We start from the raw sequence: 24,960 nt of genomic DNA on the forward strand, positions 1-24,960 counted from the left end.
ATAAGTGTAATCTGACCCCTTTTAAAGTGTTTGGCACTTTTGTTGCATTGCAGTATCCTCACAATCCACTGCAATTTTCAGGAGTGCGCCATGACCACGGCAGCCGAAATCCAATACCTCAAAGACCACGGTTTGTATTCCAACGCCAATGAGCACGATGCCTGCGGCGTCGGCTTTGTGGCGCATATTCGTGGCGAAAAGAGTCACGATATTGTCAAGAATGCCCTGAAAATCCTGGAGAACTTGGATCACCGGGGTGCCGTAGGCGCTGACGCATTGATGGGTGATGGTGCGGGCATCCTGATCCAGTTGCCTGATGCGTTGTACCGAGAAGAGATGGCCGCCCAAGGTGTCACTCTGCCGCCGCAAGGCGAATACGGTGTGGGCATGATCTTCCTCCCCAAAGAGCACGCCTCCCGCCTCGCTTGCGAGCAGGAAATGGAGCGCGCCATCAAGGCAGAAGGCCAAGTGCTGTTGGGCTGGCGTGACGTGCCGGTGAACCGCGACATGCCCATGTCGCCTACCGTGCGCGATAAAGAACCAATCCTGCGCCAAGTTTTTATTGGTCGCGGTAACGACGTGATCGTGCAGGATGCGCTGGAGCGCAAGCTGTACGTGATCCGCAAAACCGCCAGCGCCAATATTCAGGCCTTGGGCCTGAAGCACAGCAAGGAGTACTACGTTCCCAGCATGTCTAGCCGTACCGTGGTCTACAAGGGCCTGTTGCTGGCCGACCAGGTGGGTGTGTACTTCAAGGACCTGGAAGATGCGCGCTGCGTGTCTGCCCTGGGTCTAGTGCACCAGCGCTTTTCCACCAATACCTTTCCAGAGTGGCCACTGGCTCACCCCTACCGCTATGTGGCCCACAACGGTGAAATCAACACCGTCAAAGGCAATTACAACTGGATGAAGGCCCGCGAAGGCGTGATGTCCTCGCCTGTTTTGGCAGCCGACCTGCAAAAGCTCTACCCCATTAGCTTTGCCGATCAGTCCGATACGGCTACCTTCGATAACTGCCTCGAGCTGTTAACCATGGCCGGCTACCCTATTAGCCAGGCCGTGATGATGATGATTCCCGAGCCCTGGGAACAACACACCACCATGGATGAGCGCCGCAAGGCCTTCTACGAATACCACGCTGCCATGATGGAGCCATGGGATGGCCCGGCCTCTATCGTGTTCACCGATGGCCGCCAGATCGGTGCCACGCTGGACCGGAACGGCCTGCGTCCTTCCCGCTACTGCATCACTGATGACGACCTGGTCATCATGGGCTCCGAATCCGGCGTGCTGCCGGTGCCGGAGAACAAAATTGTGCGCAAGTGGCGCCTACAGCCTGGCAAGATGTTCTTAATCGACCTGGAACAAGGTCGCATGATTGACGACGAAGAGCTCAAAGCCAACCTCGCCAACAGCAAGCCCTACAAACAATGGATCGAGAACCTGCGCATCAAGCTTGACGACGTCAAGTTCGATGAGCGCCGCACCGACAAGGCTCTGGCCGACGTGGTAGCCGGTGTGGAGCCGAAGCGCGTCACCGACCAAGTGAGCTTGCTGGACCGCCAGCAAGCTTTCGGCTTTACCCAGGAAGACCTGAAGTTCCTGATTGCACCTATGGCAATCGCCGGCGAAGAAGCCATCGGTTCCATGGGCAACGATAGTCCCTTGGCGGTTTTGTCGGACAAAAACAAGCCGCTGTACAGCTACTTCAAGCAGCTCTTCGCCCAGGTGACCAACCCGCCTATCGACCCGATCCGCGAAGCCATCGTGATGTCGCTGGTGTCCTTCATCGGTCCCAAGCCCAACCTGCTTGACATCAACCAGGTGAACCCGCCCATGCGTCTGGAAGTGAGCCAGCCGATTCTGGACTTTGCCGACATGGCCAAGGTACGCGACATCGAGCAGCACACCCAAGGCAAGTTCCGCAGCGCCACGCTGGACATCACCTACCCGCTGGCCTGGGGCCACGAGGGTGTGGAAGCCAAGCTGGCGTCCCTGTGTGCAGAAGCGGTTGACGCCATCAAGGGCGGCAAAAACATCCTGATCATCAGCGACCGCGGCATCAGCGCGACCCAGGTGGCGATTCCTGCGCTTTTGGCACTCTCTGCTATTCACCAGCATTTGGTGCGCGAAGGGCTTCGCACCACAGCAGGTCTGGTGGTGGAAACCGGCACGGCCCGTGAAGTGCACCACTTTGCAGTGTTGGCCGGTTACGGCGCAGAGGCCGTACACCCCTACCTCGCCATGGAAACTCTGGAGAGCATCCATAAGGATCTACCAGGCGACCTGAGCGCTGAGAAAGCCATCTACAACTACATCAAGGCGATCGGCAAGGGCCTGTCCAAGATCATGTCCAAAATGGGCGTGTCGACCTACATGTCCTACTGCGGTGCCCAGCTGTTCGAAGCCATTGGCCTGAACACCGAAACCATCGACAAGTACTTCACCCGCACTCCCAGCAAGGTGGAGGGGATAGGCGTGTTCGAGATCGCGGAAGAAGCCATCCGCATGCACAAGCTGGCCTTTGGTGACAGCCCTGTGCTGGCGAACGCCTTGGACGCCGGCGGTGAATACGCCTGGCGTACCCGTGGTGAAGAGCACATGTGGACACCAGATGCGATTGCCAAGCTGCAGCACTCCACCCGCGCCAACAACTGGAATACCTACAAAGAGTACGCCCAGATCATCAACGACCAGTCCAAGCGCCACCTGACGCTGCGCGGCCTGTTCGAGTTCAAGGTGGATCCTGCCAAGGCCATTCCGCTGGAAGAAGTTGAGCCCGCCAAGGAAATCGTCAAGCGCTTTGCGACTGGCGCCATGTCTTTGGGCTCCATCTCCACCGAAGCGCACGCGACGCTGGCTGTGGCGATGAACCGTATCGGTGGAAAGAGCAACACCGGTGAAGGTGGTGAAGACGCGGCACGTTACCGCAACGAACTCAAAGGCATCCCGATCAAGCAGGGCGACAGCCTCAAGAGCGTGATCGGCGCCGAGAACGTGGAAGTGGATCTGCCTTTGTTGGCCGGTGACTCCCTGCGTAGCCGCATCAAGCAAGTGGCGTCCGGCCGCTTTGGTGTGACCGCTGAGTACCTGTCCAGCGCGGATCAGATCCAGATCAAGATGGCCCAGGGCGCCAAGCCCGGCGAAGGCGGCCAGTTGCCTGGCGGCAAAGTGTCCGATTACATCGGCAAGCTACGCCACTCCGTGCCCGGTGTGGGCCTGATTTCGCCCCCTCCGCACCACGACATCTACTCCATCGAGGACTTGGCCCAACTGATCCATGACCTGAAAAACGTCGCGCCACACTCTGGCATCAGCGTCAAGCTGGTGTCTGAAATCGGTGTGGGCACCATCGCTGCCGGCGTTGCCAAGTGCAAGGCCGATCACGTGGTGATCGCAGGTCACGATGGTGGCACCGGTGCGTCCCCCTGGTCGTCCATCAAGCACGCCGGTTCCCCATGGGAAATCGGCTTGGCCGAAACCCAGCAGACTCTGGTGCTGAACCGTCTGCGCAGCCGCATCCGCGTGCAGGCAGATGGCCAAATGAAGACGGGCCGCGACGTAGCCATCGGAGCCTTGTTGGGTGCGGATGAATTCGGCTTTGCCACTGCTCCGCTGGTGGTGGAAGGTTGCATCATGATGCGCAAGTGCCACCTGAACACCTGCCCCGTGGGCGTGGCAACCCAAGACCCTGTATTGCGTGCCAAGTTCTCCGGCAAGCCAGAGCACGTGGTGAACTACTTCTTCTTCATTGCCGAAGAAGTTCGCCAAATCATGGCCCAACTGGGCATCCGCAAGTTCGATGACATGATCGGCCGCGCCGACCTGCTCGACACCCGCAAGAGCGTCGAGCACTGGAAAGCCCAAGGCTTGGACTTCACCCGATTGTTCGCACAACCCAATGTGCCGGCCGATGTGCCTCGCTTCCAGACCCTCACCCAGGACCACGGTCTGGAAAAGGCTCTGGACAATGTGTTAATCGCTAAAAGCCGCGCCGCGATCGACAAGGGTGAGCGTGTGCAATTCATGGAAGTGGCCCGCAATGTGAACCGTTCCGTGGGTGCCATGCTCTCCGGTGCGGTCACAAAGGTGCACCCCGAAGGGTTGCCGGATGACACTATCCGCATTCAGTTGGAAGGCACAGGCGGCCAGTCTTTTGGCGCATTCCTGGCCAAGGGCATTACCTTGTATCTGATCGGTGACGCCAACGATTACACCGGTAAGGGCCTCTCCGGCGGCCGCGTGGTGGTGCGTCCGAGCATCGATTTCCGTGGTGAAGCGATTCGCAACACCATCGTGGGTAACACCGTGATGTACGGCGCCACCACCGGTGAAGCCTTCCTGAGTGGCGTGGCCGGCGAGCGCTTTGCAGTTCGTTTGTCCGGCGCCACTGCCGTGGTGGAAGGCACTGGCGACCACGGTTGCGAGTACATGACCGGCGGAACGGTCGCTGTGCTGGGTAAAACCGGCCGCAACTTTGCAGCCGGCATGAGCGGCGGTATTGCCTACGTCTATGACGAAGACGGCCAGTTCGCCAAGCGTTGCAACACCGCCATGGTGAGCCTGGAGAAGGTGCTGACTGCCAAAGAGCAGGAAGCCAGCATTGACAAAGCCGTTTGGCACCGAGGCGAGAGCGACGAGGCCCAGCTCAAGAAGCTACTGGAGGACCACAACCGTTGGACTGGTAGCAAGCGTGCCCGAGAGTTGCTGGACAACTGGGAGGTGTCGCGCGCCAAGTTCGTCAAGGTCTTCCCCAACGAATACAAGCGTGCCCTGGGTGAAATTAATGCAAAGAAAGAGGCTCAAACCGTTGTCAAGACTGCGCAAGCAGCTACTAAAAAAGTAGCAACTCCTGCCAAGTAAGACCCGTTTGAACCAAGCAACAAGGATAGACATCATGGGAAAAGTCACTGGCTTCATGGAATACGAGCGTCTCGAAGAGGGCTACAAACCAGTCACCGAGCGCCTGAAGCACTACAAGGAATTCGTGGTCGGCCTGGACGATGCACAGGCTAACAAACAGGCCGCGCGCTGCATGGACTGCGGCACGCCGTTTTGCAATAACGGCTGCCCCGTCAACAACATCATTCCAGACTTCAATGACTTGGTCTATACGAAGAACTGGAAGGCAGCGATTGACACATTGCACAGTACCAACAACTTTCCTGAATTCACCGGACGCATCTGCCCAGCACCTTGCGAGGCAGCCTGCACGTTGAACGTGAATGACGACGCTGTAGGCATCAAGTCCATCGAGCATGCCATCATCGATCGTGCTTGGGCCGAAGGCTGGGTTCAAGCCCAGCCCGCCAAGGTCAAGACCGGCAAGAAGGTCGCTGTGGTCGGCTCCGGTCCTGCAGGCATGGCCGCGGCCCAGCAGCTGGCCCGTGCTGGCCACGACGTGACGTTGTTCGAGAAAAACGACCGCATTGGCGGCCTGCTGCGCTATGGCATCCCCGACTTCAAGATGGAAAAGTCCCACATCGACCGCCGTGCCGAGCAGCTGGTTGCCGAAGGCGTGACCATTCGCACTGGCATTTTGGTGGGGGAGATGCCAAAGGGCTCCAAGGTCACGAACTGGGCCAAGGAAACCATCTCCGCCGAGCAGTTGAAGAATGACTTTGATGCGGTGCTGCTCACTGGCGGTTCCGAGCAATCGCGTGACCTGCCCGTACCTGGTCGTGAATTGGATGGCATCCATTTCGCCATGGAGTTTCTACCCCAGCAGAACAAGGTCAATGCCGGCGACAAGCTCAAGAACCAGCTGCGCGCGGACGGCAAGCACGTGATCGTCATCGGTGGTGGTGACACGGGGTCTGACTGCGTGGGTACCTCCAACCGCCATGGCGCGGTGAGTGTTACCCAGTTTGAAGTCATGCCACAGCCACCTGAAGAGGAAAACCGTCCCCTGACTTGGCCCTACTGGCCACTGAAACTGCGCACCAGCTCCAGCCATGAAGAGGGTTGCGAGCGCGTGTTCTCTATTTCCACCAAGGAGTTCATTGGTGAAAAAGGAAAGGTCACCGGCCTGAAGACCGTACAAGTCGAGTTCAAGGATGGCAAGCTGGTGGACGTGCCCGGCACTGAAAAAGTGCTCAAGGCTGACCTGGTGTTGCTGGCCATGGGCTTTGTAAACCCCGTTGCCACGGTGATGGAATCGTTTGGCGTGGACAAGGATGTCCGTGGCAATGCCAAGGCTACTACTGACTTCATCGGTGGTTACGCTACCAACGTACCCAAGGTATTTGCTGCCGGCGACATGCGCCGCGGCCAGTCACTGGTGGTGTGGGCCATCCGCGAAGGCCGCCAGGCTGCGCGTTCGGTCGATGAGTTCTTGATGGGCTTTAGCGACCTGCCGCGCTAATTTCGGGTAATCCCTTATGATTCCAAGGCCGGGTATCCCCCGGCCTTGTTACTTGTATGGCAGACCATCCCATCACCCCTCTTGTTGAACTCCAGAACCTGTCCTTTGGCTACGGCGAGCGCCTGATCCTGGACGGGGTGACGCTGTCCATCCCGCGTGGCAAGGTCACGGCGCTGATGGGTGCTTCAGGTGGCGGGAAGACCACAGTATTGCGTTTGATTGGTGGCCAATACAAAGCGCAACAAGGGGGCGTGTTGTTTCACGGTGCGCATCATGGTCAAGGCACCCAGGATATGGGCCAAGCCAATGCCCAGCAGCTTTATGCGGCCAGGCGCCGCATGGGCATGCTGTTCCAGTTTGGGGCCTTGTTTACCGACCTCAGTGTGTTCGACAACGTAGCGTTTCCGCTTCGCGAGCACACCGATCTGTCGCCAGCCTTGGTGCGCGACATTGTGCTCATGAAGCTCAACGCAGTGGGCCTGCGCGGTGCACGTGACCTGATGCCATCTGAAATTTCCGGTGGCATGGCCCGCCGTGTTGCGCTGGCGCGTGCCATTGCGCTGGATCCAGAGTTGGTCATGTACGACGAACCTTTTGCCGGTTTAGATCCCATCTCTCTGGGCACTGCAGCGCGCCTGATTCGCCAGCTAAATGACACCATGGGCCTGACCAGCGTGGTCGTTTCGCATGACTTGGAAGAGACTTTCCATATTGCCGACAAGGTCATCATTCTGGCCAATGGAAAGATTGCAGCCCAAGGTACACCCGAGGAGGTTCGCCACAGCTTTGATCCTTTGGTGCACCAGTTTGTCAACGCTCTGCCTGAAGGACCTGTGCGCTTTCATTACCCGTCATCCAGTGTGGATGCCGATTTTTCAGCAGGAGCTGGGCGATGAGTTGGTATCACCCTGCAGACGTCGGCTATGCCGTGCGTGCCAAGTTGGCTGATTTGGGCTACGGTGCTCGCTTGTTTGGCCGCCTCATCGCATCACTGGGGACGGTCCTGCGCCGCCCGGGGCTCGTGCGTGACCAGATCCATTTCATGGGCAACTATTCATTGGCCATCATTGCGGTCTCCGGTGTTTTTGTTGGCTTTGTGATGGGCTTGCAGTACTACTATGGCCTACAGCGCTTTGGCGCCTCGGACTCTGTAGGGATGTTGATCAGCTTGAGCCTGGTGCGGGAGTTTGGCCCCGTCCTCACCGCTTTGTTGTTTGCCGGCCGGGCAGGCACTTCGCTGACTGCGGAAATCGGCTTGATGAAAGCGGGCGAGCAACTCAGCGCGATGGAGATGATGGCGGTGGATCCGGTGTCTCGCATTTTGGCGCCGCGTTTTTGGGGCGCGGTAGTTGCCATGCCTTTGCTGGCAGCCGTGTTCAGTGCGGTTGGTGTGCTGGGTGGCTGGGCGGTCAGCGTGGTCATGATCGGGATTGACCCCGGTGCTTTCTGGAGCCAGATGCAAAGCAATGTGGATGTTTGGGCTGATGTTGGCAACGGCGTGCTTAAGAGTGTGGTGTTCGGCTTTGCAGTCAGCTTTATCGCCCTGTTGCAGGGCTACGAGGCCCAGCCAACGCCTGAAGGTGTGGCCCATGCGACGACACGCACCGTGGTGGTTGCATCTCTCACGGTGTTGGGGTTGGATTTTGTGCTGACCGCCATGATGTTCAGTATTTAGGGGATTGCAAATGCAACGTTCTGGCAAAGATGTGTGGGTAGGTATGTTTGTGCTGTTGGGCGCTGCTGCTCTGCTGTTTTTGGCACTGCAGGCAGCGAATTTGCTGTCTCTGAACTTTGAGCGTGGGTATCCTGTCAGTGCCAAGTTCGACAACATTGGGGGGCTCAAACCCAAGGCGGCTGTCAAGAGTGCCGGTGTGGTGGTGGGACGGGTGGAGTCCATCACCTTCGATGACAAAACCTTCCAAGCCAAGGTGACGCTGTCGATGGACAAGCGTTTTTCCTTCCCCAAAGACAGCTCTTTAAAAATTTTGACCAGCGGCTTGCTCGGCGAGCAGTACATTGGCATCGAGGCGGGCGCGGATGCCGCCAATCTGGTTGCCGGTGACAGCATCAGCACAACCCAGTCCGCCGTGGTACTGGAGAACCTGATCAGCCAGTTCTTGTACAGCAAAGCTGCTGACGGAGCGGGTACCGAAAAAGAGGGCAAATGAGCTGTTCTGGAAAGCTGTCTGCGGCTTCCTTGCATCGCGCGATGCGGGGACTTGTGGCTTGTGTCTTCGGCTGTGCCATGTTACTGCTGCAAGGCTGCGCCACCGTTGCCTCGCCAGATGCTCGGGACCCCATGGAATCTTTCAACCGGGGTGTTTTCAGTTTCAACGATGGCTTGGACCGGGTGGTTCTTAAGCCTACTGCCCGCGCTTACCAGGCTACCTTGCCCGACTGGGCGCGCAAAGGTGTCGGTAACTTTTTCAACAATCTAGAAGATGTCTGGTCAGCGTTGAACAATGGTTTGCAGTTGCGTGGGCAGGAGATGGGCGACAGCATTGGCCGGGTGATGGTGAACAGCACCTTGGGTTTGGGTGGCCTGATAGATGTGGCCAGCGACTTGTCGATTGACCGGCATCCCGCCAATTTCGGCTTGACCTTGGGGCGCTGGGGAGTAAGCCCTGGGCCTTATCTGGTGCTGCCTCTGCTGGGGCCAGCCACGCTGCGCGAGGTTGCGGCTCTCCCGATCGACCAGCAAGGTAGCTTGATTACCCATGTTCCTGATGAGGCGACACGCACTACTCTGACCCTGACCAACGTGGTAGACACCCGAGCCCGCTACTTGCGTGCCGGGGATGTAGTGGATGGTGCAGCGCTCGATCGCTACTCCTTTACCCGGGATGCCTATTTGCAGCGCCAACGCAACGCTGATTACGATGGTGATCCTCCACCGGAGGAAGGCACCGAACCATGAAGGGGCATCTGCAGCGTGCTGCAGGGCGGACCTAGTCTGTGGATAATGGAACGCATGGAGACTAGCGCATGATTTTGAACAAACGACAGTTGGTAAATGCCATTGCGGCAGCGGCCATGCTTGGGGTAATGGCTTTTTCTCCAGCAGTCCGTGCAGAAGATGAGGCCCCCGACGCTCTGATCAAGCGGCTCTCAGTAGATGTTCTTGACACCATCAAGGCAGACAAGGCCATCCGTGCAGGCGATATGGCGCGTGTGGTTGCGCTGGTAGACAGCCGGATCATGCCCAACGTGAATTTCCAGCGCATGACGGCTTCGGCCGTAGGCCCTGGCTGGCGCCAGGCCACGCCCGAGCAGCAAAAACGCTTACAAGATGAATTCAAGACACTGCTGGTACGTACCTACGCCGGCGCCTTGGCACAAGTGAGCGATCAGACCATTGCCATGAAGCCTCTGCGGGCAGCGCCGGAGGACAAAGAGGTGGTGGTGCGCACCGAGGTCAAGGGCAAGGGTGACGCCATTCAGCTCGACTACCGCCTCGAAAAAACCCCCGGCGTGGGCTCCGGCTGGAAGATTTACAACCTCAACGTTTTGGGCGTCTGGTTGGTGGAAACTTACCGCAGCCAGTTTGCACAACAAATTAATGCCAAAGGCATCGACGGGCTTATCGATTCCCTGACCGAACAAAACAAGGCCAACGCCAAGAAAGGCTGATGTGCTGAACCTTCCCTCCACTTTGACCCAGGACGTCGCGCACGATTGCTTGGCCACCTTGCGTTCCGGTCTGCAGGCGGAGCCGCAGACCATTGTGGTGGATGGTGCTTCGTTGCAGCGTTTTGACTCGTCTGCCTTGGCCGTGTTGTTGGAGTTGCGCCGCGAATGCGCGCGCATCGGCAAGCAGTTTGCTGTGCGCAGCCTGCCCCAGCGCTTGCGTGATCTGGCCACTCTGTACGGGATTGACGGCCTGCTGACGGCCGCCTGAGCTGCTCCGCGTAAAATCGCGGGTTCCCATGCCCGCCATCTCATTCCAATCCGTCTCCAAAGCCTACGCCTCACCCAAAGGCCCCAAAGGCACTACCTTCAAGGCCCTGGACGGGGTCAGTCTCCAGATCGATGAGGGCGAATTTGTCGGCCTGCTCGGTCCCAATGGGGCAGGTAAAACCACCATGATAAGCATCTTGGCCGGGCTCACCCGTGCCAGCAGCGGCAGCGTACAGGTGCTGGGCAGCGATGTCCAGGCCGACTACGCTAACGCCCGGCGCAAGCTCGGTGTGGTGCCCCAAGAGTTAGTTTTTGATCCTTTCTTCAATGTGCGTGAAATGCTGCGCATCCAGTCGGGCTACTTTGGTGTCAAGAACAACGACGCCTGGGTGGACGAACTGCTCGAAGGCCTGGGTCTGACCGATAAGGCGAACGCCAATATGCGTCAGCTCTCAGGTGGCATGAAACGCCGCGTGCTGGTGGCGCAGGCGCTGGTGCACAAGCCCCCCGTTATCGTGCTGGACGAACCCACGGCCGGTGTGGACGTGGAGTTGCGCCAGACGCTGTGGCAGTTTGTGGCCACGCTCAACAAACAAGGCAGCACAGTGCTGCTGACCACCCACTACCTGGAGGAGGCCGAGGCGCTGTGTGGTCGCATTGCCATGCTCAAGACTGGCAAAATCGTGGCGTTGGACAAGACCAGCGACCTGCTCAAGGCCGCTAGCAGCAATGTGCTGCGCTTCAAGACGGGCGATGCCCTGCCCATCGAGCTGGCGGCACGTGCGCGCATCACAGGTCGTATCGTGCAATTGCCCGCACATAACGCACTGGAGATTGAGCAGTACCTGGCTGCTGTGCGCCAGGCGGGTGTGACGGTGGAAGACGTGGAAATCCGCAAGGCCGACCTGGAGGATGTGTTCCTCGATGTTATGGGCAACACAGAAGAGGTGGGCGCATGAACGGCTGGCAAACCCTGTTGTACAAGGAAGTGCTGCGCTTCTGGAAGGTGAGTTTCCAGACGGTGGCGGCGCCGGTGCTCACGGCCCTGCTGTACTTGATGATCTTTGGTCACGCTTTGGGCGACCACGTGAAGGTCTACGACACCATCAGCTACACCGCCTTTCTGGTACCAGGGCTGGTGATGATGAGCGTGCTGCAAAACGCGTTTGCCAACAGCTCGTCCTCGCTTATCCAGAGCAAGATCATGGGCAACCTCGTATTCCTGCTGCTTACGCCACTGTCGCACTGGAGCTGGTTCTTCGCCTATGTGGGCTCCAGCATTGCGCGCGGCTTGGTGGTGGGGGCAGGAGTGATGCTGGTAACCGTATTCTTTACGCCCATCCACTTTGTCGCTCCGTGGTGGATTTTGGCCTTTGCGCTGATGGGTGCTGCTTTGCTCGGCACGCTGGGCCTGATCGCCGGGCTGTGGGCCGAGAAATTTGACCAACTGGCGGCTTTCCAGAACTTCATCATCATGCCCATGACGTTCTTGAGCGGTGTGTTCTATTCCATCCACTCGCTGCCCAGCTTCTGGCAGAGCGTTAGTCACCTCAACCCCTTCTTTTACATGATCGACGGATTCCGCTATGGCTTCTTTGGCCAGAGCGATGTGTCGCCCTGGCTGAGCCTGGGCATTGTGGGCATTGCGCTGGCTGTGGTGAGCGCCATTGCCATCCACTTGCTGCGCACGGGCTACAAGATCCGCCACTAACCGCTATGACTGCTGACCAACTCCAAGCCCTGATCACCGCGGGCCTGCCCTGCGAACATTGCGCCCTAGAGGGCGATGGCCGCCACTGGTATGCCACCATCGTGTCTGCCGCGTTTGAGGGCAAGCGCCTGATTCAGCGTCACCAGCAGGTCTATGCCACGCTGGGCAGCCGCATGCACACCGACGAGGTGCATGCCCTGTCGATGAAGACCTACACCCCGGCCGAGTGGGCCGCACAATCCGCCTGAAACCGCCATGGACAAACTTCTGATTCGTGGTGGCAACCGGCTCTCCGGTGAGGTCCTGATTTCCGGCGCCAAGAACGCGGCCCTGCCCGAGCTGTGCGCCACGCTGCTGACGGCCGATCCGGTCACGCTGCTGAACGTACCGCGCCTGCAGGACGTTTCCACCATGCTCACGCTGATCCGCAATATGGGCGTGCAGGTGGAGCAGGGCGCTGACGGTGCGGTGCATATCAACGCCGGCCCGTTGAATTCTCCCGAGGCGCCCTATGAGCTGGTCAAGACCATGCGCGCCTCGGTGCTCGCGCTGGGCCCATTACTGGCGCGCTTTGGCGAGGCCACGGTATCCCTGCCTGGTGGCTGTGCCATTGGCTCGCGCCCGGTGGATCAGCACATCAAGGGCCTGCAGGCCATGGGGGCGGAGATTGTGGTCGAGCACGGCTACATGATCGCCAAGTTGCCCAAGGGGTGGACGCGCCTCAAAGGCGCGCGCATTGCTACCGATATGGTGACGGTAACCGGGACCGAGAATTTCCTCATGGCCGCTGCGCTGGCCGAGGGCGAGACGATTCTGGAAAACGCCGCCCAAGAGCCCGAAATTCCCGATTTGGCCGAAATGCTCATCAAAATGGGCGCCAAGATTGAAGGTCACGGCACCAGCCGCATCCGCATCCAGGGTGTGGAGAAGCTACATGGTTGCACCCATCAGGTGGTGGCGGACCGCATTGAAACGGGCACCTTCCTCTGTGCCGTGGCGGCCACGGGCGGTGATGTGGTGCTTAAGCATGGCCGCGCAGACCATCTGGACGCTGTCATCGACAAGCTGCGCGACGCGGGCGCCGCGGTGGAATCCATCGACGGTGGCATCCGCGTGACGTCCGAAGGCCGCCTCAAGGCACAGAGCTTTCGTACCACCGAATACCCCGGCTTCCCCACCGACATGCAGGCGCAGTTCATGGCGCTCAATGTCATCTCGCAGGGTGCCAGCAAGGTCACCGAGACGATTTTTGAGAACCGCTTCATGCACGTCAACGAGCTGGTGCGCCTGGGCGCCCACATCCAGACCGATGGCAAGGTGGCGGTGATCGAGGGCGTGGAAAAGCTGTCCGGCGCAACCGTGATGGCGACCGACCTGCGCGCCTCCGCCAGCCTGGTGATTGCCGGCCTGGTGGCCGAAGGCGAGACCATGGTGGACCGCATCTACCATCTGGACCGCGGCTACGACCAGATGGAAGCCAAACTGCGCGGCATTGGCGCCGATATCGAGCGAATCAAATGACAGACATGATCACACTCGCCCTGTCCAAGGGCCGTATCTTTGAAGAAACCGTCCCCCTGCTGAAGGCCGCAGGCATCGAGGTGTTAGATGACCCCGAGAAATCGCGCAAGCTGATTCTGGACACCAACCAGCCCAATGTACGCGTGCTGGTGGTGCGTGCGACCGACGTGCCCACGTATGTGCAGTACGGCGGTGCCGACTTGGGCATTACTGGCAAAGACACGCTGTTGGAGCATGGCAGCCAAGGCCTGTACCAGCCGCTGGATCTGCAGATTGCCAAGTGCCGCATCAGCGTAGCAGTGCGTGCGGACTTTGACTACGCGTCCGCCGTCAAGCAGGGCTCGCGCCTCAAGGTCGCCACCAAGTACGTGGCCATCGCGCGCGAGTTCTTCGCCAGCAAGGGCGTACACGTGGACCTGATCAAGCTTTACGGCAGCATGGAGCTGGCGCCCCTGGTGGGGCTGGCCGATGCCATCGTCGATCTGGTGTCCACCGGCAACACGCTCAAGGCCAACCACTTGGTGGAAGTGGAGCGCATCATGGACATTAGCTCCCGCCTGGTCGTGAACCAGGCCGCGCTCAAGCTCAAGCAGGAACCCATCCGCAAGATCATCGAAGCCTTTGCCGGCGCGGTGGGCAAGTAAACACTCTTTGAATTTGCTATGACTTTTGTAGCTGCCCCCGCACTGTTGACGACGGCCGATGCCCAGTTTGAGGCTCAATTCAAGGCGCGTCTGCACTGGTCTGCCGACACCGATGCGGCCATCGAGCAGCGCGTGGCCGACATCCTGGCCGACGTGCAGGCCCGGGGCGACGCCGCCGTGCTGGAGTACACCGCCCGTTTTGACGGCCTGAGCGCGCCCACCATGCAGGCGCTGGAGCTGACGCAAACCGAACTCAAGGCCGCCTTTGACAGCATCCCCACCGCACAACGCGATGCGCTGCAAGCAGCCACCGCCCGCGTGCGTCGCTACCACGAGGCGCAGAAGAAGGCATCAGGTGAGAGTTGGACTTATCGCGACGAAGACGGAACGCTGTTGGGCCAAAAGGTCACGCCGCTAGGCCGTGTGGGCATTTATGTGCCCGGCGGCAAGGCGGCTTACCCCTCGTCCGTGCTGATGAACGCCATCCCCGCCCACGTGGCCGGTGTGGGCGAAATCATCATGGTGGTCCCCACGCCCAAGGGAGAGAAGAACGCCCTGGTGCTGGCCGCGGCCTATGTGGCCGGCGTGTCGCGTGCCTTCACCATCGGTGGCGCGCAGGCCGTGGCCGCCTTGGCCTATGGAACGGCCAGCATCCCGGCTGTGCACAAGATCACCGGCCCCGGCAACGCCTATGTGGCCGCCGCCAAGCGCCGTGTGTTTGGCACCGTGGGCATCGATATGATTGCCGGTCCCAGCGAGATTCTGGTGCTTGCCGACGGCAGCACACCACCTGATTGGGTGGCCATGGACTTGTTCAGCCAGGCTGAGCACGATGAGCTGGCGCAAAGCATCCTGCTGTGCCCCGATGCGGCCTACATCGCCCAGGTGCAGGCCAGCATCAACCGCCTGTTGAACGAGATGCCGCGCGCCGAGATCATTGCCAAAAGCCTGACCGGCCGCGGCGCGCTAATCCACACCCGCAGCATGGAAGAAGCCTGCGAGATCAGCAACCGCATTGCGCCCGAACACTTGGAGGTGTCCAGCAACGACCCGCACAAGTGGGAGCCGCTGCTCAAGCACGCCGGCGCCATTTTCCTGGGCGCCTACACATCCGAGAGCTTGGGCGACTACTGCGCAGGCCCCAACCACGTGCTTCCCACCAGCGGCACCGCGCGCTTCAGCAGCCCGTTGGGCGTGTACGACTTCCAGAAGCGCAGCAGCCTCATCGAAGTCAGCGAGCAGGGCGCGCAGGGGCTGGGCCAGATTGCCTCGGTGCTCGCCCACGGCGAAGGCCTGCAAGCCCATGCACGTGCGGCGGAAATGCGATTGAAGTAAGAATGTGCGCAGAAGGACGACCAACTCCCATGCGCACCACTTTCTCCATTCTTTCCTGGCGGTTTGCTGCCACTGCCTTTACGGGCTTTGCCATGTTGTGCGCCAGCGCACAGGCCATGACCATCCGCGAAATGCGGGCGCTGGAAAAGACTGAAAAGCAAGGCAGCACCTACACCGACTACTACCTGGTCGGCGTGATGGAAGGTGCGGTGGAGGCCCACAACCAGGCGGTGCGCCAGGGTGCTGCGCCGACCATTTGCCTGAACGGCCGCAAACTCGAACCCCACATGGCCAAGGGCCTGTACACCACCGAACTCAAGCGCAATGCCGACGTGTACGAGGCGGACTTTCCCGTGCAATTGGTGGTGACCAACGCACTGAGTACCGTCTACCCCTGCTAGAGCTTTCTACAATGCGCCGTAGGCTCCAACAGGAGCCACCAGACGCATCAGGGAACACAACATGGCACTCAAGGTATTGGTGGTGGGCGGCGCGGGCTACATCGGCTCGCACATGGTCAAACGGCTGGGGCAACTGGGCTGCACGGTCACCACGTTGGACAACCTGAGCGCCGGGCATCGCGATGCGGTCCTCTGTGGCGAACTGGTGCAGGGTGACATTGCTGACCGCCCCTTGCTCGATGCGTTGTTTGCTCGAGGCCAGTTTGATGCGGTGATGCACTTCGCGTCCTTCATCCAGGTGGGTGAATCGGTCAAAGAGCCCGCCAAGTACTACGACAACAACGTCACCAACACCCTCATCCTGCTGGACGCCATGCGTGCGGCCGGTGTCCAGCGCTTTATCTTCTCGTCCACCGCGGCCACCTTTGGCGAGCCGCAGTATGTGCCGATTGACGAGGCCCACCCGCAGCAGCCCATCAACCCCTATGGCCGAACCAAGTTCATGGTGGAGCAGGTGCTGCGCGACTACGAAGTGGCCTATGGCCTGCAATCCGTGGTGCTGCGCTACTTCAACGCCGCCGGTGCCGACCCCGAAGGCCAGTTGGGCGAGCGCCATGAGCCAGAGACCCATCTGATTCCCCTGGTTTTGCAAGCCGCCTCCGGGCGCCGCTCGCACATCAACGTGTTCGGCCGCGATTACGACACCCCCGATGGCACCTGTATCCGCGACTACATCCACATTCAGGATTTGTGCGAAGCGCATTGGCTGGCCATCCAGTCCCTGCTGGCGGGCAAGGGTAGCCAGGCCTACAACCTGGGCAATGGCAGCGGTTTCTCGGTGCAAGAGGTCATCGACACCGCCCGCGCTATCACCGGCCAGCCCATCCTCGTGGTGGATGGCCCCCGCCGCGCGGGCGACCCAGCCCGCTTGGTGGCCGACGCCACCCAGGCCCGTGAGCGCCTGGGCTGGCAGCCCCAGTATGCGGATTTGGCCACCATCGTGCGCCACGCGTGGCATTGGGAGCAAAAGGTCGCGGCGCGGCGCTGAATCTGGAAGCGCAAGGCATCAAAAACACGAATTTCGTGCAACACGAAATTCGTGTAAACTGGCTTCGAGATGAAAAACGTCACCATCACCGTCGAAGACGCCACCCTGGAGTGGGTGCGTATTGAGGCGGCGCGGCGCAATACCAGCGTCTCGCGCTTGGTGGGCGAGATGCTGACGGACAAGATGCAGCATGACGACGCCTATGCCCGCGCCCAGCGCGATTGGGTGGCGGACACCTCCAGCTTCAGCTCGTGTGGCAAGGCGTATCCGGTACGGGGCTCACAAGATCATGGCTAGCCCGCTCGACACCTCTGGCGCCATCGTCTTTGTGGACACCAATGTGCTGCTGGCTGCAGACGACGCGTTTGACGCGGCCCGTCAGGCCCGTGTGCGCGACTGGCTGCAGGCCCTCTGGGCGCGGCGTGCCGGGCGCATCAGCACCCAGGTGCTGAATGCCTACTACGTGGGCGCTACACGCCACTTTGCCATGCCGCAGGGCGACGCGCGCGCCAAGCTGCGCCGCTACCAGCTCTGGCAGCCTTGGCAAATCGACCACCAGACGGTGGAAACCGCCTGGGGTGTGGAGGCGCGCTTTGGCCTGCCGTACTGGGATGCGCTCATCGTGGCCGCTGCAGCCCAAAGCGGCGCCAGCCATGTGCTGTCGTTCGACCTGCAGCATGGTCAGCAGATCGATGGCATCACCGTCCTCCACCCTCTGCAAGCTACGCCCGCCAATCTGGCGCTGGCCGATTAGTTTTGATGAAAGCCCCTGCATGACTACCTCTGCCGATATCGCTGCTGACGTTCAGGCGCTCGTCGCGCGCCGCATTCGCCAAGACGTGCAGGGCATGCATGCCTACGCTATTCAGAATTCCAAAGGCATGGTCAAGCTCGACGCCATGGAAAACCCGTTTTCTCTGCCGCCACACTTGCAGGCCGCGCTGGGCCAACGCCTGGGCGCACTAGCGCTCAACCGCTACCCCGATGGCCGCGTCAACGACCTGCGCTCTGCCTTGACCACCTACGCGGGCATGCCCGAAGGCCACGACATCATGCTGGGTAACGGCTCTGACGAGTTGATCAGCTTGCTATCCATGGCCTGTGATGTGCCTGCCCAGCCCGGCGAAGCCCGCCCGGTGGTGCTGGCGCCTACACCCGGTTTTGTGATGTATGCCATGAGCGCGCAATTACAGGGCCTGGATTTTGTGGGGGTGCCGCTGACGCAGGACTTTGCGCTGGACGTGCCCGCCATGGTGGCTGCCATTGCGAAACACGAGCCCGCCATCGTGTACCTGGCCTACCCCAACAACCCCACTGCAAACTTGTGGGACGAGGCCGACATGCGCGCCGTGATTGCTGCTGCCAAGCAGGCTGGCAGCATCGTGGCGGTGGACGAGGCCTACCAGCCGTTTTCCAGCCGCACCTATATGGACGTGATCCGCGCCAATCCCGCCGACAACAGCCATGTGGTGCTGATGCGCACCCTGAGCAAGTTCGGGCTGGCTGGTGTGCGTCTGGGCTACATGACCGGCCCTGCGGCCCTGATTGCAGAAGTTGACAAGGTGCGCCCGCCGTACAACATCAGCGTGTTGAACTACGAATGCGCGCTGTTTGCGCTTGAGCATCAAGAGGCTTTTGCGGTGCAGGCTCAGGAAATATGTGCGCAACGCGCTATTCTTTTGGGAGCATTGCGCGCCATGCCAGGGCTCAAGGCGTGGGACAGCGATGCCAATATGGTGCTGGTGCGCTTCCCTGGCGCGGACGATGCAGCGCAAAAAATATTCGACGGTTTGAAGGCGCGCGGGGTGCTGGTCAAGAACGTTTCTAAAATGCACCCATTGCTAGCCCGCTGCTTGCGTTTGACCGTAGGTACCGCCGAAGAAAACGCCCGTCTGATTCAGGCCTTGCAGGAAACCTTATGAGCAACCCCAACTACCCATTGACCGAAGTTCCTGCCGTGATGCCCGCCCGCATTGCTGAAGTGTCCCGTAACACTGCGGAAACCAAAATCCGCGTGCGCGTGAACCTGGACGGCACCGGTGTGAGTCGCTTGTCCACTGGTATCGGTTTTTTTGACCACATGCTCGACCAGATCGCCCGCCACGGGCTGATTGACCTCGACATCGAAGCCGAAGGCGACTTGCATATCGATGGCCACCACACCGTCGAAGACGTGGGTATCACCCTGGGCCAGGCCTTTGCCAAGGCCGTGGGCGACAAGAAGGGCATCCGTCGCTACGGCCATGCCTACGTGCCGCTTGACGAGGCGCTGAGCCGCGTGGTGATCGACTTTTCTGGCCGCCCGCAGCTGGAGATGGATGTGCCTTTCAAGAGCGGCATGATCGGCGCGTTTGATACCCAGCTGACTCACGAATTTTTCCAGGGCTTTGTGAACCACGCGCTGGTGACCCTGCACATTGACAACCTGAAAGGGGAAAACGCCCACCACCAGGCCGAGACGGTGTTCAAGGCCTTTGCGCGCGCACTGCGTGCGGCCATCGAGTTCGATCCGCGCGCCCTGGGCGTGATTCCCTCCACCAAGGGCACGCTGTAATGAAAAAAGTGGCGGTGGTGGACTACGGCATGGGCAACCTGCGTTCGGTCACCCAGGCTGTGATGCACGTGGCGGCCGATGCGGGCGTGGATGTGGTCTGGGCCCGTACCGCGCAAGAGGTGATGGATGCCGAACGTGTGGTGTTGCCCGGCCAGGGTGCTATGCGCGACTGCATGCGCGAACTGCACGTTTCCGGAATGTTTGATGCAGTGATGCACGCTGCAGCGCACAAGCCCCTGATGGGGGTGTGCGTGGGCATGCAAATGTTGCTGGACCACAGCGACGAGCAAAACACGCCCAGCTTGGGACTGATACCTGGCAAGGTAGTCAAGTTTGACCTGGCGGGCCAGATCCAGCCTGATGGCAGCCGTTACAAGGTGCCCCAAATGGGCTGGAACCAAGTGTGGCAGACCAGCCATGGTGGCGTGCCCCGCCACCCGGTGTGGGGCGAGGTGCCCGATGGCAGCTACTTTTACTTCGTCCACAGCTATTACGCCCAACCGTCTGATGCGCGCCACAGCGTGGGCGAGACGGACTATGGCCAGCGCTTCTCAGCGGCGATTGCACGCGATAATATTTTCGCAACCCAGTTTCACCCTGAAAAGAGCGCCGAGCACGGCCTGGCGCTGTACCGTAACTTCCTGCACTGGAATCCTTGAATCTTTATCCTTGCCGCATTTGTGCAACTGGCAACGTGACTCTCTTTTCCCTCCAACCCTGAAGCACCATGCTTTTAATTCCTGCAATTGACCTCAAAGATGGCCACTGCGTTCGCCTGAAACAAGGCGATATGGACCAATCCACCACCTTCGGCGAAGACCCCGCGGTCATGGCCCGCAGTTGGGTGGACAAGGGCGCGCGCCGCCTGCACTTGGTGGACCTGAATGGCGCCTTCGCTGGCCACCCCAAGAACGAGCAGGCCATTCGCAAGATTCTCAAGGAAGTGGGCAACGAAATCGACGTGCAGTTGGGCGGCGGCATCCGCGACCTGGACACCATCGAGCGCTACCTGGACGCCGGCCTGCGCTACGTCATCATCGGCACCGCTGCCGTCAAGAACCCCGGTTTTCTGCAGGACGCCTGTACCGCCTTTGGCGGCCACATCATCGTTGGCCTGGACGCCCGCGACGGCAAGGTAGCCACCGATGGCTGGAGCAAGCTCACTCGCCACGACGTGGTCGATTTGGGCAAAAAGTTCGAGGATTACGGCGTCGAAGGCATCATCTACACCGACATCGGCCGCGACGGCATGTTGTCTGGCATCAACATCGAGGCCACCGTCAAGCTGGCCCAGGCCCTGACCATCCCTGTCATTGCCTCTGGCGGTTTGTCCAACATGGCTGACATCGAAGCCCTGTGCGCAGTGGAGGACGAAGGCGTGGAAGGCGTGATCTGCGGCCGCGCCATTTACAGCGGTGACTTGGACTTTCAGAAGGCGCAAGAGCGCGCCGACGAGCTCAACGGCTGATGCTCGCTAAACGCATCATTCCTTGCCTAGATGTGACCGGTGGTCGCGTTGTCAAAGGCGTCAATTTTGTCGAGTTGCGTGATGCCGGTGACCCGGTGGAAATCGCGGCACGTTACAACGACCAGGGCGCCGACGAGCTCACCTTTCTGGACATCACCGCCACCAGCGATGGGCGCGACCTGATCCTGCATATCATCGAAGCCGTGGCTTCGCAGGTATTCATCCCGCTGACCGTCGGTGGGGGTGTGCGCGTGGTGGAAGACGTGCGCCGCTTGCTGAACGCGGGGGCCGACAAGGTGAGCTTCAATTCTGCCGCCTTGGCCAACCCGCAAGTCATTGAAGATGCATCGCTGAAATACGGTTCCCAGGCCATCGTGGTGGCCATCGACGCCAAGCGCCGTTCCGATGAAGACGCAGCCACCCGTGGCCCCGGCTGGGATGTGTACAGCCACGGCGGGCGCAAGAACACCGGCTTGGATGCCGTGGCCTGGGCCACTGAGATGGCGCGCCGTGGGGCTGGCGAAATCCTGCTCACCAGCATGGACCGTGACGGTACCAAGAGCGGCTTTGACCTGGCGCTGACCCGTGCCGTGGCCGACGTCATCAGCGTGCCCGTGATCGCCAGCGGCGGTGTGGGCAGCCTGGACCACCTGGCCGATGGCGTGCAGCAGGGCGGGGCCGATGCGGTGCTGGCTGCCAGCATCTTCCATTACGGCGAATACACGGTGGGCCAGGCCAAGGCGCGCATGGCTGAGCGCGGAATTCCTGTCAGAATTTAAGCCCTTTGGGGCTTTAGCCCCCGTAAATGCTGCGCAAGCAGCTATGAATTGGATAGCACATGGAACCCACTCTCCCCCCGCCGGTCAGCTGGATCAAACACATCCGCTGGGACTCCAAAGGCCTGGTGCCCGTGATTGCGCAGGAGCAGGGCACCAACGACGTGTTGATGTTCGCCTGGATGAACCGCGAGGCTCTGCAAAAAACCGTGGAGCTGGGCCGGGCTGTGTATTTCAGCCGCACACGCGACAAGCTTTGGTACAAGGGTGAGGAGTCCGGCCACGTACAGAAGGTGCATGAAATTCGCATGGATTGCGACAACGACGTGATTTTGCTCAAGGTCACCCAACTGGGTCACGAGCCCGGCATCGCATGCCACACCGGCCGTCACAGCTGTTTCTTCAACGTGCTGGAAAATGGCGAATGGAAATCGGTAGACCCGGTCTTGAAAGATCCGGAGTCGATCTACAAATAACGCCCTACAACATGTCCACCTCTCAAGACTCTTTGGCCGCCCTGGCTGCCGTGATAGAAAGCCGCAAGGTCGCCAACGGTGGTAACCCGGACGCGAGCTACGTGTCCCGCCTGCTGCACAAGGGGCCCGACGCCTTTTTGAAGAAGATTGGCGAAGAAGCCACGGAAGTGGTGATGGCCGCCAAGGATGCGGACCATGGCGGTGATGCCAGCAAGATCGTCTACGAGGTGGCCGACCTGTGGTTTCACACTATGGTGGCGTTGTCGCACTACAACTTGTCGCCGGCCGATGTGATTGCAGAGCTGGAGCGCCGTGTCGGTACCAGCGGGCTGGAAGAAAAAGCTTTGCGCAAGGTGCTAGCGCGTGAGGCGGAGCCCAAAGCCGATTCCCACTGAAGGAGTGTTTATGAGCCAGGATTTCACCACCCCCACCGAAGTGCCTAGCCTGGAAAAGCTGCAGTCGCTCAACACCGTGGGCACCATCAGTTACGTGCTGCACCTCATCGTGGCGGTCAGCGCCTTCATTCCGGGTGGCCAGTTTGGCGTGACCCTGCTGCTGGTGGCTTTAATTCTGGACATGGTCAAGCGCGACGACGCGGTGGGCACTTGGCATGCCTCGCACTTCCGCTGGCGCATCCGCTCGGTGGTGATTGCGGGTGTGGCCTACCTGGTGACCATGCCCTTGTTTCTGTTGCTGTATTTCCCTGGCGCGATCGCTTGGGCCCTGATCTCGGTGTGGTTTCTGTACCGCATCATTACCGGCTTCATCGCCATGAACAAAGGCCAGGAGATCGGTGCATGAGTGCGCATATGCCAGGCCACGATGCCAACTGCATTTTTTGCAAGATCATTGCCAAGCAGATTCCCTCCAAAGCGGTGTACGAGGACGAGCAGGTCTACGCGTTCCACGACATCAACCCCTGGGCGCCGGTGCATTTTTTGCTCATTCCCAAGGCCCATATTCCCAGCATGGCGCACATAGGCCCCGAGCACGCGGGCCTGATGGGTCACATGATGGCCCTGGTACCAAAGTTGGCGCTGGAGCAGGGTTGCAACCCGTACCCGGATGGCGGTTACCGGCTGGTGACCAATACCGGTGCAGAAGGGGGGCAGGAAGTACATCACTTGCATTTCCATGTGATGGGGGGGGCTCGCCCTTGGTTGCGGGGTTAGGTGTTGGTGCAAGGCGCGGGAAAAAGGGCTTTGTCTGCGCCGACTAGAATTCAACAAATCGTTAGGAGTACATCATGGGTTCATTTTCTATTTGGCACTGGTTGATTGTTCTGTTGATCGTGGTGATGGTGTTCGGCACCAAGAAACTCAAAAACATCGGTTCCGATTTGGGCGGTGCGGTCAAGGGCTTCAAGGACGGCATGAAAGATGGCTCCACCCCCGCTGCCGATGACAAGCCGGCGGCCCCTGCGCAGCAAGTGGCCAACGCTTCAGAGAAAACCACGATTGACGTGGAAGCCAAGCAAAAAAACTAAAGCGTTAGTACGGCGTGATTGACCTCGGCATATCGAAGATGGCGCTGATCGGCGCGGTGGCGTTGATCGTCATCGGCCCCGAGAAGCTGCCCAAAGTGGCCCGCACCGTGGGTGCCTTGCTGGGCAAGGCGCAGCGCTACGTGGCGGACGTGAAGGCCGAAGTCAACCGCTCCATGGAGCTCGATGAGCTCAAGAAGATGCGCGAGACGGTGGAGGGCGCTGCCCGCGACGTGGAGAACTCCATCCAGACGCAGGCCAGTGACTTCGAGAAATCGTGGTCGGAGGCTACCGACACGGCGCTGGAGCCCGAGCCTCCCGCCTACAAACATCCCAATAAAAACTGGCGCCTCAAGCAAGGTGCCATGCCCCAGTGGTACAAGGCCCGCCATGGCGTGCGGACCAAGGCACAGTCGGGCGCGGCCCGCGTGGCGCGCTTCCGTCCGCCGCGCGTACGCTGACCTTTTTACCTTTTCTCCCCATGGCATCTGACGACAACAAGCAGGACGAGCTCGCCGGTACGGAGCAGCCCTTTGTGCAGCACTTGATGGAGCTGCGCGACCGCTTGGTCAAGGCCGCCATCGCCGTGGGCGTGGCCCTGGCGCTGCTGGCGCTGTACCCCGGCCCGGCCGCGCTCTATGACATCCTGGCGGCGCCTTTGGTCTCCACTTTGCCGGCCGGCGGCAAACTGATTGCCACGTCGGTGATCTCACCGTTCCTGGTGCCGCTCAAGATCATGCTGATGACGGCCTTTCTGCTGGCGCTGCCGGTGGTGCTGTGGCAGGTCTGGGCCTTTGTGGCGCCCGGGCTGTACAGCCATGAGAAAAAACTGGTGTTGCCCCTGGTGGTGTCCAGCACCGTGCTGTTTTTTATCGGCGTGGCGTTTTGTTATTTCTTTGTGTTTGGCCAGGTGTTCAAGTTCATTCAGAGCTTTGCCCCCCAAAGCATTGCAGCCACGCCGGATATCGAGTCTTACCTTGACTTCGTTCTTTCCATGTTCCTGGCCTTTGGCCTGGCATTTGAGGTGCCCATTGTGGTGATTGTTCTGGCGCGCATGGGCATCGTGAGCATCGACAAGCTCAAGGCCTTCCGCAGCTATTTCATCGTGCTGGCCTTTGTGGTGGCCGCCATCGTGACGCCACCTGATGTAGTGTCCCAACTGGCCTTGGCCATACCGATGTGCATCTTGTACGAAATCGGCATCTGGGCAGCACAGATCTTCATCAAGCACACCCAAGCACCGTCTGATGAAGCCCCCGCACCGGATGCGTCGTAGCGTCAT

Annotated in this window: 30 protein-coding genes; all 30 read left to right on the plus strand. The window is 60.1% G+C overall.

Annotated elements, in window-relative coordinates:
* The first annotated feature begins 90 nt into the window (after positions 1 to 90).
* The 30 genes from CHU94_RS18035 (at position 91) to tatC (ending at position 24,954) form a co-directional block, all read left to right on the plus strand.
* Positions 91 to 4,863 carry a glutamate synthase-related protein gene (locus tag CHU94_RS18035; RefSeq protein WP_094482413.1) on the plus strand — a complete coding sequence of 1,591 codons (4,773 nt, stop codon included), beginning with the start codon at positions 91 to 93 and terminating at the stop codon, positions 4,861 to 4,863.
* 34 nt (positions 4,864 to 4,897) lie between these two features.
* The gene (locus tag CHU94_RS18040; RefSeq protein ID WP_094482415.1) at positions 4,898 to 6,364 is read left to right on the plus strand and encodes a glutamate synthase subunit beta; all 1,467 of its coding nucleotides are present in this window, start codon (positions 4,898 to 4,900) and stop codon (positions 6,362 to 6,364) included.
* A gap of 56 nt (positions 6,365 to 6,420) precedes the next feature.
* Positions 6,421 to 7,260, plus strand: a complete 840-nt coding sequence (locus CHU94_RS18045; RefSeq protein ID WP_094482417.1) for an ABC transporter ATP-binding protein — start codon at positions 6,421 to 6,423, stop codon at positions 7,258 to 7,260.
* Positions 7,257 to 8,039: a lipid asymmetry maintenance ABC transporter permease subunit MlaE gene (gene mlaE, locus CHU94_RS18050; protein ID WP_094482419.1), complete on the plus strand. Its 783-nt coding sequence runs from the start codon at positions 7,257 to 7,259 to the stop codon at positions 8,037 to 8,039. The genes CHU94_RS18045 and mlaE overlap by 4 nt, the downstream gene beginning before the upstream one ends.
* A 10-nt stretch (positions 8,040 to 8,049) precedes the next feature.
* Positions 8,050 to 8,532: an outer membrane lipid asymmetry maintenance protein MlaD gene (mlaD, locus tag CHU94_RS18055; RefSeq protein WP_094482421.1), complete on the plus strand. Its 483-nt coding sequence runs from the start codon at positions 8,050 to 8,052 to the stop codon at positions 8,530 to 8,532.
* 131 nt (positions 8,533 to 8,663) lie between these two features.
* Positions 8,664 to 9,281 carry a VacJ family lipoprotein gene (locus CHU94_RS18060; RefSeq protein ID WP_255034030.1) on the plus strand — a complete coding sequence of 206 codons (618 nt, stop codon included), beginning with the start codon at positions 8,664 to 8,666 and terminating at the stop codon, positions 9,279 to 9,281.
* 116 nt (positions 9,282 to 9,397) lie between these two features.
* Positions 9,398 to 9,994: a phospholipid-binding protein MlaC gene (locus CHU94_RS18065; protein WP_255034054.1), complete on the plus strand. Its 597-nt coding sequence runs from the start codon at positions 9,398 to 9,400 to the stop codon at positions 9,992 to 9,994.
* Position 9,995: 1 nt separating this feature from the next.
* Positions 9,996 to 10,262, plus strand: coding sequence for a lipid asymmetry maintenance protein MlaB (locus CHU94_RS18070; protein WP_094482425.1), 267 nt, complete (start codon positions 9,996 to 9,998; stop codon positions 10,260 to 10,262).
* 28 nt (positions 10,263 to 10,290) lie between these two features.
* Positions 10,291 to 11,220 carry an ABC transporter ATP-binding protein gene (locus tag CHU94_RS18075; RefSeq protein ID WP_094482427.1) on the plus strand — a complete coding sequence of 310 codons (930 nt, stop codon included), beginning with the start codon at positions 10,291 to 10,293 and terminating at the stop codon, positions 11,218 to 11,220.
* A complete protein-coding gene (locus CHU94_RS18080) occupies positions 11,217 to 11,972 on the plus strand; it encodes an ABC transporter permease (protein WP_094482429.1) in 756 nt (251 codons plus the stop codon). Before CHU94_RS18075 ends, CHU94_RS18080 begins: the two co-directional genes overlap by 4 nt.
* A 5-nt stretch (positions 11,973 to 11,977) precedes the next feature.
* The gene (locus CHU94_RS18085; RefSeq protein WP_094482431.1) at positions 11,978 to 12,220 is read left to right on the plus strand and encodes a BolA family protein; all 243 of its coding nucleotides are present in this window, start codon (positions 11,978 to 11,980) and stop codon (positions 12,218 to 12,220) included.
* Positions 12,221 to 12,227: 7 nt separating this feature from the next.
* Entirely contained in the window at positions 12,228 to 13,493 is a 1,266-nt protein-coding gene (murA, locus tag CHU94_RS18090; RefSeq protein WP_094482433.1) for a UDP-N-acetylglucosamine 1-carboxyvinyltransferase, read from the plus strand.
* 5 nt (positions 13,494 to 13,498) lie between these two features.
* Entirely contained in the window at positions 13,499 to 14,137 is a 639-nt protein-coding gene (gene hisG / locus CHU94_RS18095; RefSeq protein ID WP_094482884.1) for an ATP phosphoribosyltransferase, read from the plus strand.
* Positions 14,138 to 14,155: 18 nt separating this feature from the next.
* Positions 14,156 to 15,472, plus strand: a complete 1,317-nt coding sequence (hisD, locus tag CHU94_RS18100; protein ID WP_094482435.1) for a histidinol dehydrogenase — start codon at positions 14,156 to 14,158, stop codon at positions 15,470 to 15,472.
* 29 nt (positions 15,473 to 15,501) lie between these two features.
* Positions 15,502 to 15,873 (plus strand): hypothetical protein, encoded by a 372-nt coding sequence (locus CHU94_RS18105; RefSeq protein ID WP_255034031.1) that lies wholly within the window; start codon positions 15,502 to 15,504, stop codon positions 15,871 to 15,873.
* Between the two features lie 61 nt (positions 15,874 to 15,934).
* Entirely contained in the window at positions 15,935 to 16,921 is a 987-nt protein-coding gene (galE, locus tag CHU94_RS18110) for a UDP-glucose 4-epimerase GalE (RefSeq protein ID WP_094482437.1), read from the plus strand.
* A gap of 69 nt (positions 16,922 to 16,990) precedes the next feature.
* Positions 16,991 to 17,218 carry a CopG family transcriptional regulator gene (locus CHU94_RS19320; RefSeq protein WP_176452079.1) on the plus strand — a complete coding sequence of 76 codons (228 nt, stop codon included), beginning with the start codon at positions 16,991 to 16,993 and terminating at the stop codon, positions 17,216 to 17,218.
* Positions 17,211 to 17,675, plus strand: coding sequence for a PIN domain-containing protein (locus CHU94_RS18115; RefSeq protein WP_176452080.1), 465 nt, complete (start codon positions 17,211 to 17,213; stop codon positions 17,673 to 17,675). Before CHU94_RS19320 ends, CHU94_RS18115 begins: the two co-directional genes overlap by 8 nt.
* 19 nt (positions 17,676 to 17,694) lie before the next feature.
* Entirely contained in the window at positions 17,695 to 18,843 is a 1,149-nt protein-coding gene (gene hisC / locus CHU94_RS18120; protein ID WP_094482439.1) for a histidinol-phosphate transaminase, read from the plus strand.
* Positions 18,844 to 18,881: 38 nt separating this feature from the next.
* Positions 18,882 to 19,475: an imidazoleglycerol-phosphate dehydratase HisB gene (gene hisB, locus CHU94_RS18125; RefSeq protein ID WP_094482888.1), complete on the plus strand. Its 594-nt coding sequence runs from the start codon at positions 18,882 to 18,884 to the stop codon at positions 19,473 to 19,475.
* Entirely contained in the window at positions 19,475 to 20,134 is a 660-nt protein-coding gene (hisH, locus tag CHU94_RS18130) for an imidazole glycerol phosphate synthase subunit HisH (protein ID WP_094482441.1), read from the plus strand. The genes hisB and hisH overlap by 1 nt, the downstream gene beginning before the upstream one ends.
* A gap of 68 nt (positions 20,135 to 20,202) precedes the next feature.
* Positions 20,203 to 20,943, plus strand: coding sequence for a 1-(5-phosphoribosyl)-5-[(5-phosphoribosylamino)methylideneamino]imidazole-4-carboxamide isomerase (gene hisA / locus CHU94_RS18135; protein WP_094482443.1), 741 nt, complete (start codon positions 20,203 to 20,205; stop codon positions 20,941 to 20,943).
* Entirely contained in the window at positions 20,943 to 21,722 is a 780-nt protein-coding gene (gene hisF, locus CHU94_RS18140) for an imidazole glycerol phosphate synthase subunit HisF (RefSeq protein WP_094482445.1), read from the plus strand. Before hisA ends, hisF begins: the two co-directional genes overlap by 1 nt.
* Positions 21,723 to 21,781: 59 nt before the next feature.
* On the plus strand, positions 21,782 to 22,195 hold the full coding sequence (gene hisI / locus CHU94_RS18145) for a phosphoribosyl-AMP cyclohydrolase (protein WP_094482447.1): 414 nt from the start codon (positions 21,782 to 21,784) through the stop codon (positions 22,193 to 22,195).
* A gap of 11 nt (positions 22,196 to 22,206) precedes the next feature.
* The gene (locus tag CHU94_RS18150) at positions 22,207 to 22,590 is read left to right on the plus strand and encodes a phosphoribosyl-ATP diphosphatase (protein WP_094482449.1); all 384 of its coding nucleotides are present in this window, start codon (positions 22,207 to 22,209) and stop codon (positions 22,588 to 22,590) included.
* A 10-nt stretch (positions 22,591 to 22,600) separates the two neighbouring features.
* Positions 22,601 to 22,996, plus strand: a complete 396-nt coding sequence (locus CHU94_RS18155; RefSeq protein ID WP_094482451.1) for a hypothetical protein — start codon at positions 22,601 to 22,603, stop codon at positions 22,994 to 22,996.
* Positions 22,993 to 23,367: a histidine triad nucleotide-binding protein gene (locus CHU94_RS18160; RefSeq protein ID WP_176452082.1), complete on the plus strand. Its 375-nt coding sequence runs from the start codon at positions 22,993 to 22,995 to the stop codon at positions 23,365 to 23,367. Before CHU94_RS18155 ends, CHU94_RS18160 begins: the two co-directional genes overlap by 4 nt.
* A gap of 74 nt (positions 23,368 to 23,441) precedes the next feature.
* Entirely contained in the window at positions 23,442 to 23,681 is a 240-nt protein-coding gene (tatA, locus tag CHU94_RS18165) for a Sec-independent protein translocase subunit TatA (RefSeq protein ID WP_094482453.1), read from the plus strand.
* A 14-nt stretch (positions 23,682 to 23,695) separates the two neighbouring features.
* Positions 23,696 to 24,139 (plus strand): Sec-independent protein translocase protein TatB, encoded by a 444-nt coding sequence (gene tatB, locus CHU94_RS18170; RefSeq protein ID WP_094482455.1) that lies wholly within the window; start codon positions 23,696 to 23,698, stop codon positions 24,137 to 24,139.
* Between the two features lie 20 nt (positions 24,140 to 24,159).
* Positions 24,160 to 24,954 (plus strand): twin-arginine translocase subunit TatC, encoded by a 795-nt coding sequence (tatC, locus tag CHU94_RS18175; RefSeq protein WP_094482457.1) that lies wholly within the window; start codon positions 24,160 to 24,162, stop codon positions 24,952 to 24,954.
* Positions 24,955 to 24,960 lie beyond the last annotated feature (6 nt).

This window comes from Rhodoferax sp. TH121 (genome assembly GCF_002251855.1).
GTDB lineage: Bacteria > Pseudomonadota > Gammaproteobacteria > Burkholderiales > Burkholderiaceae_C > Allorhodoferax.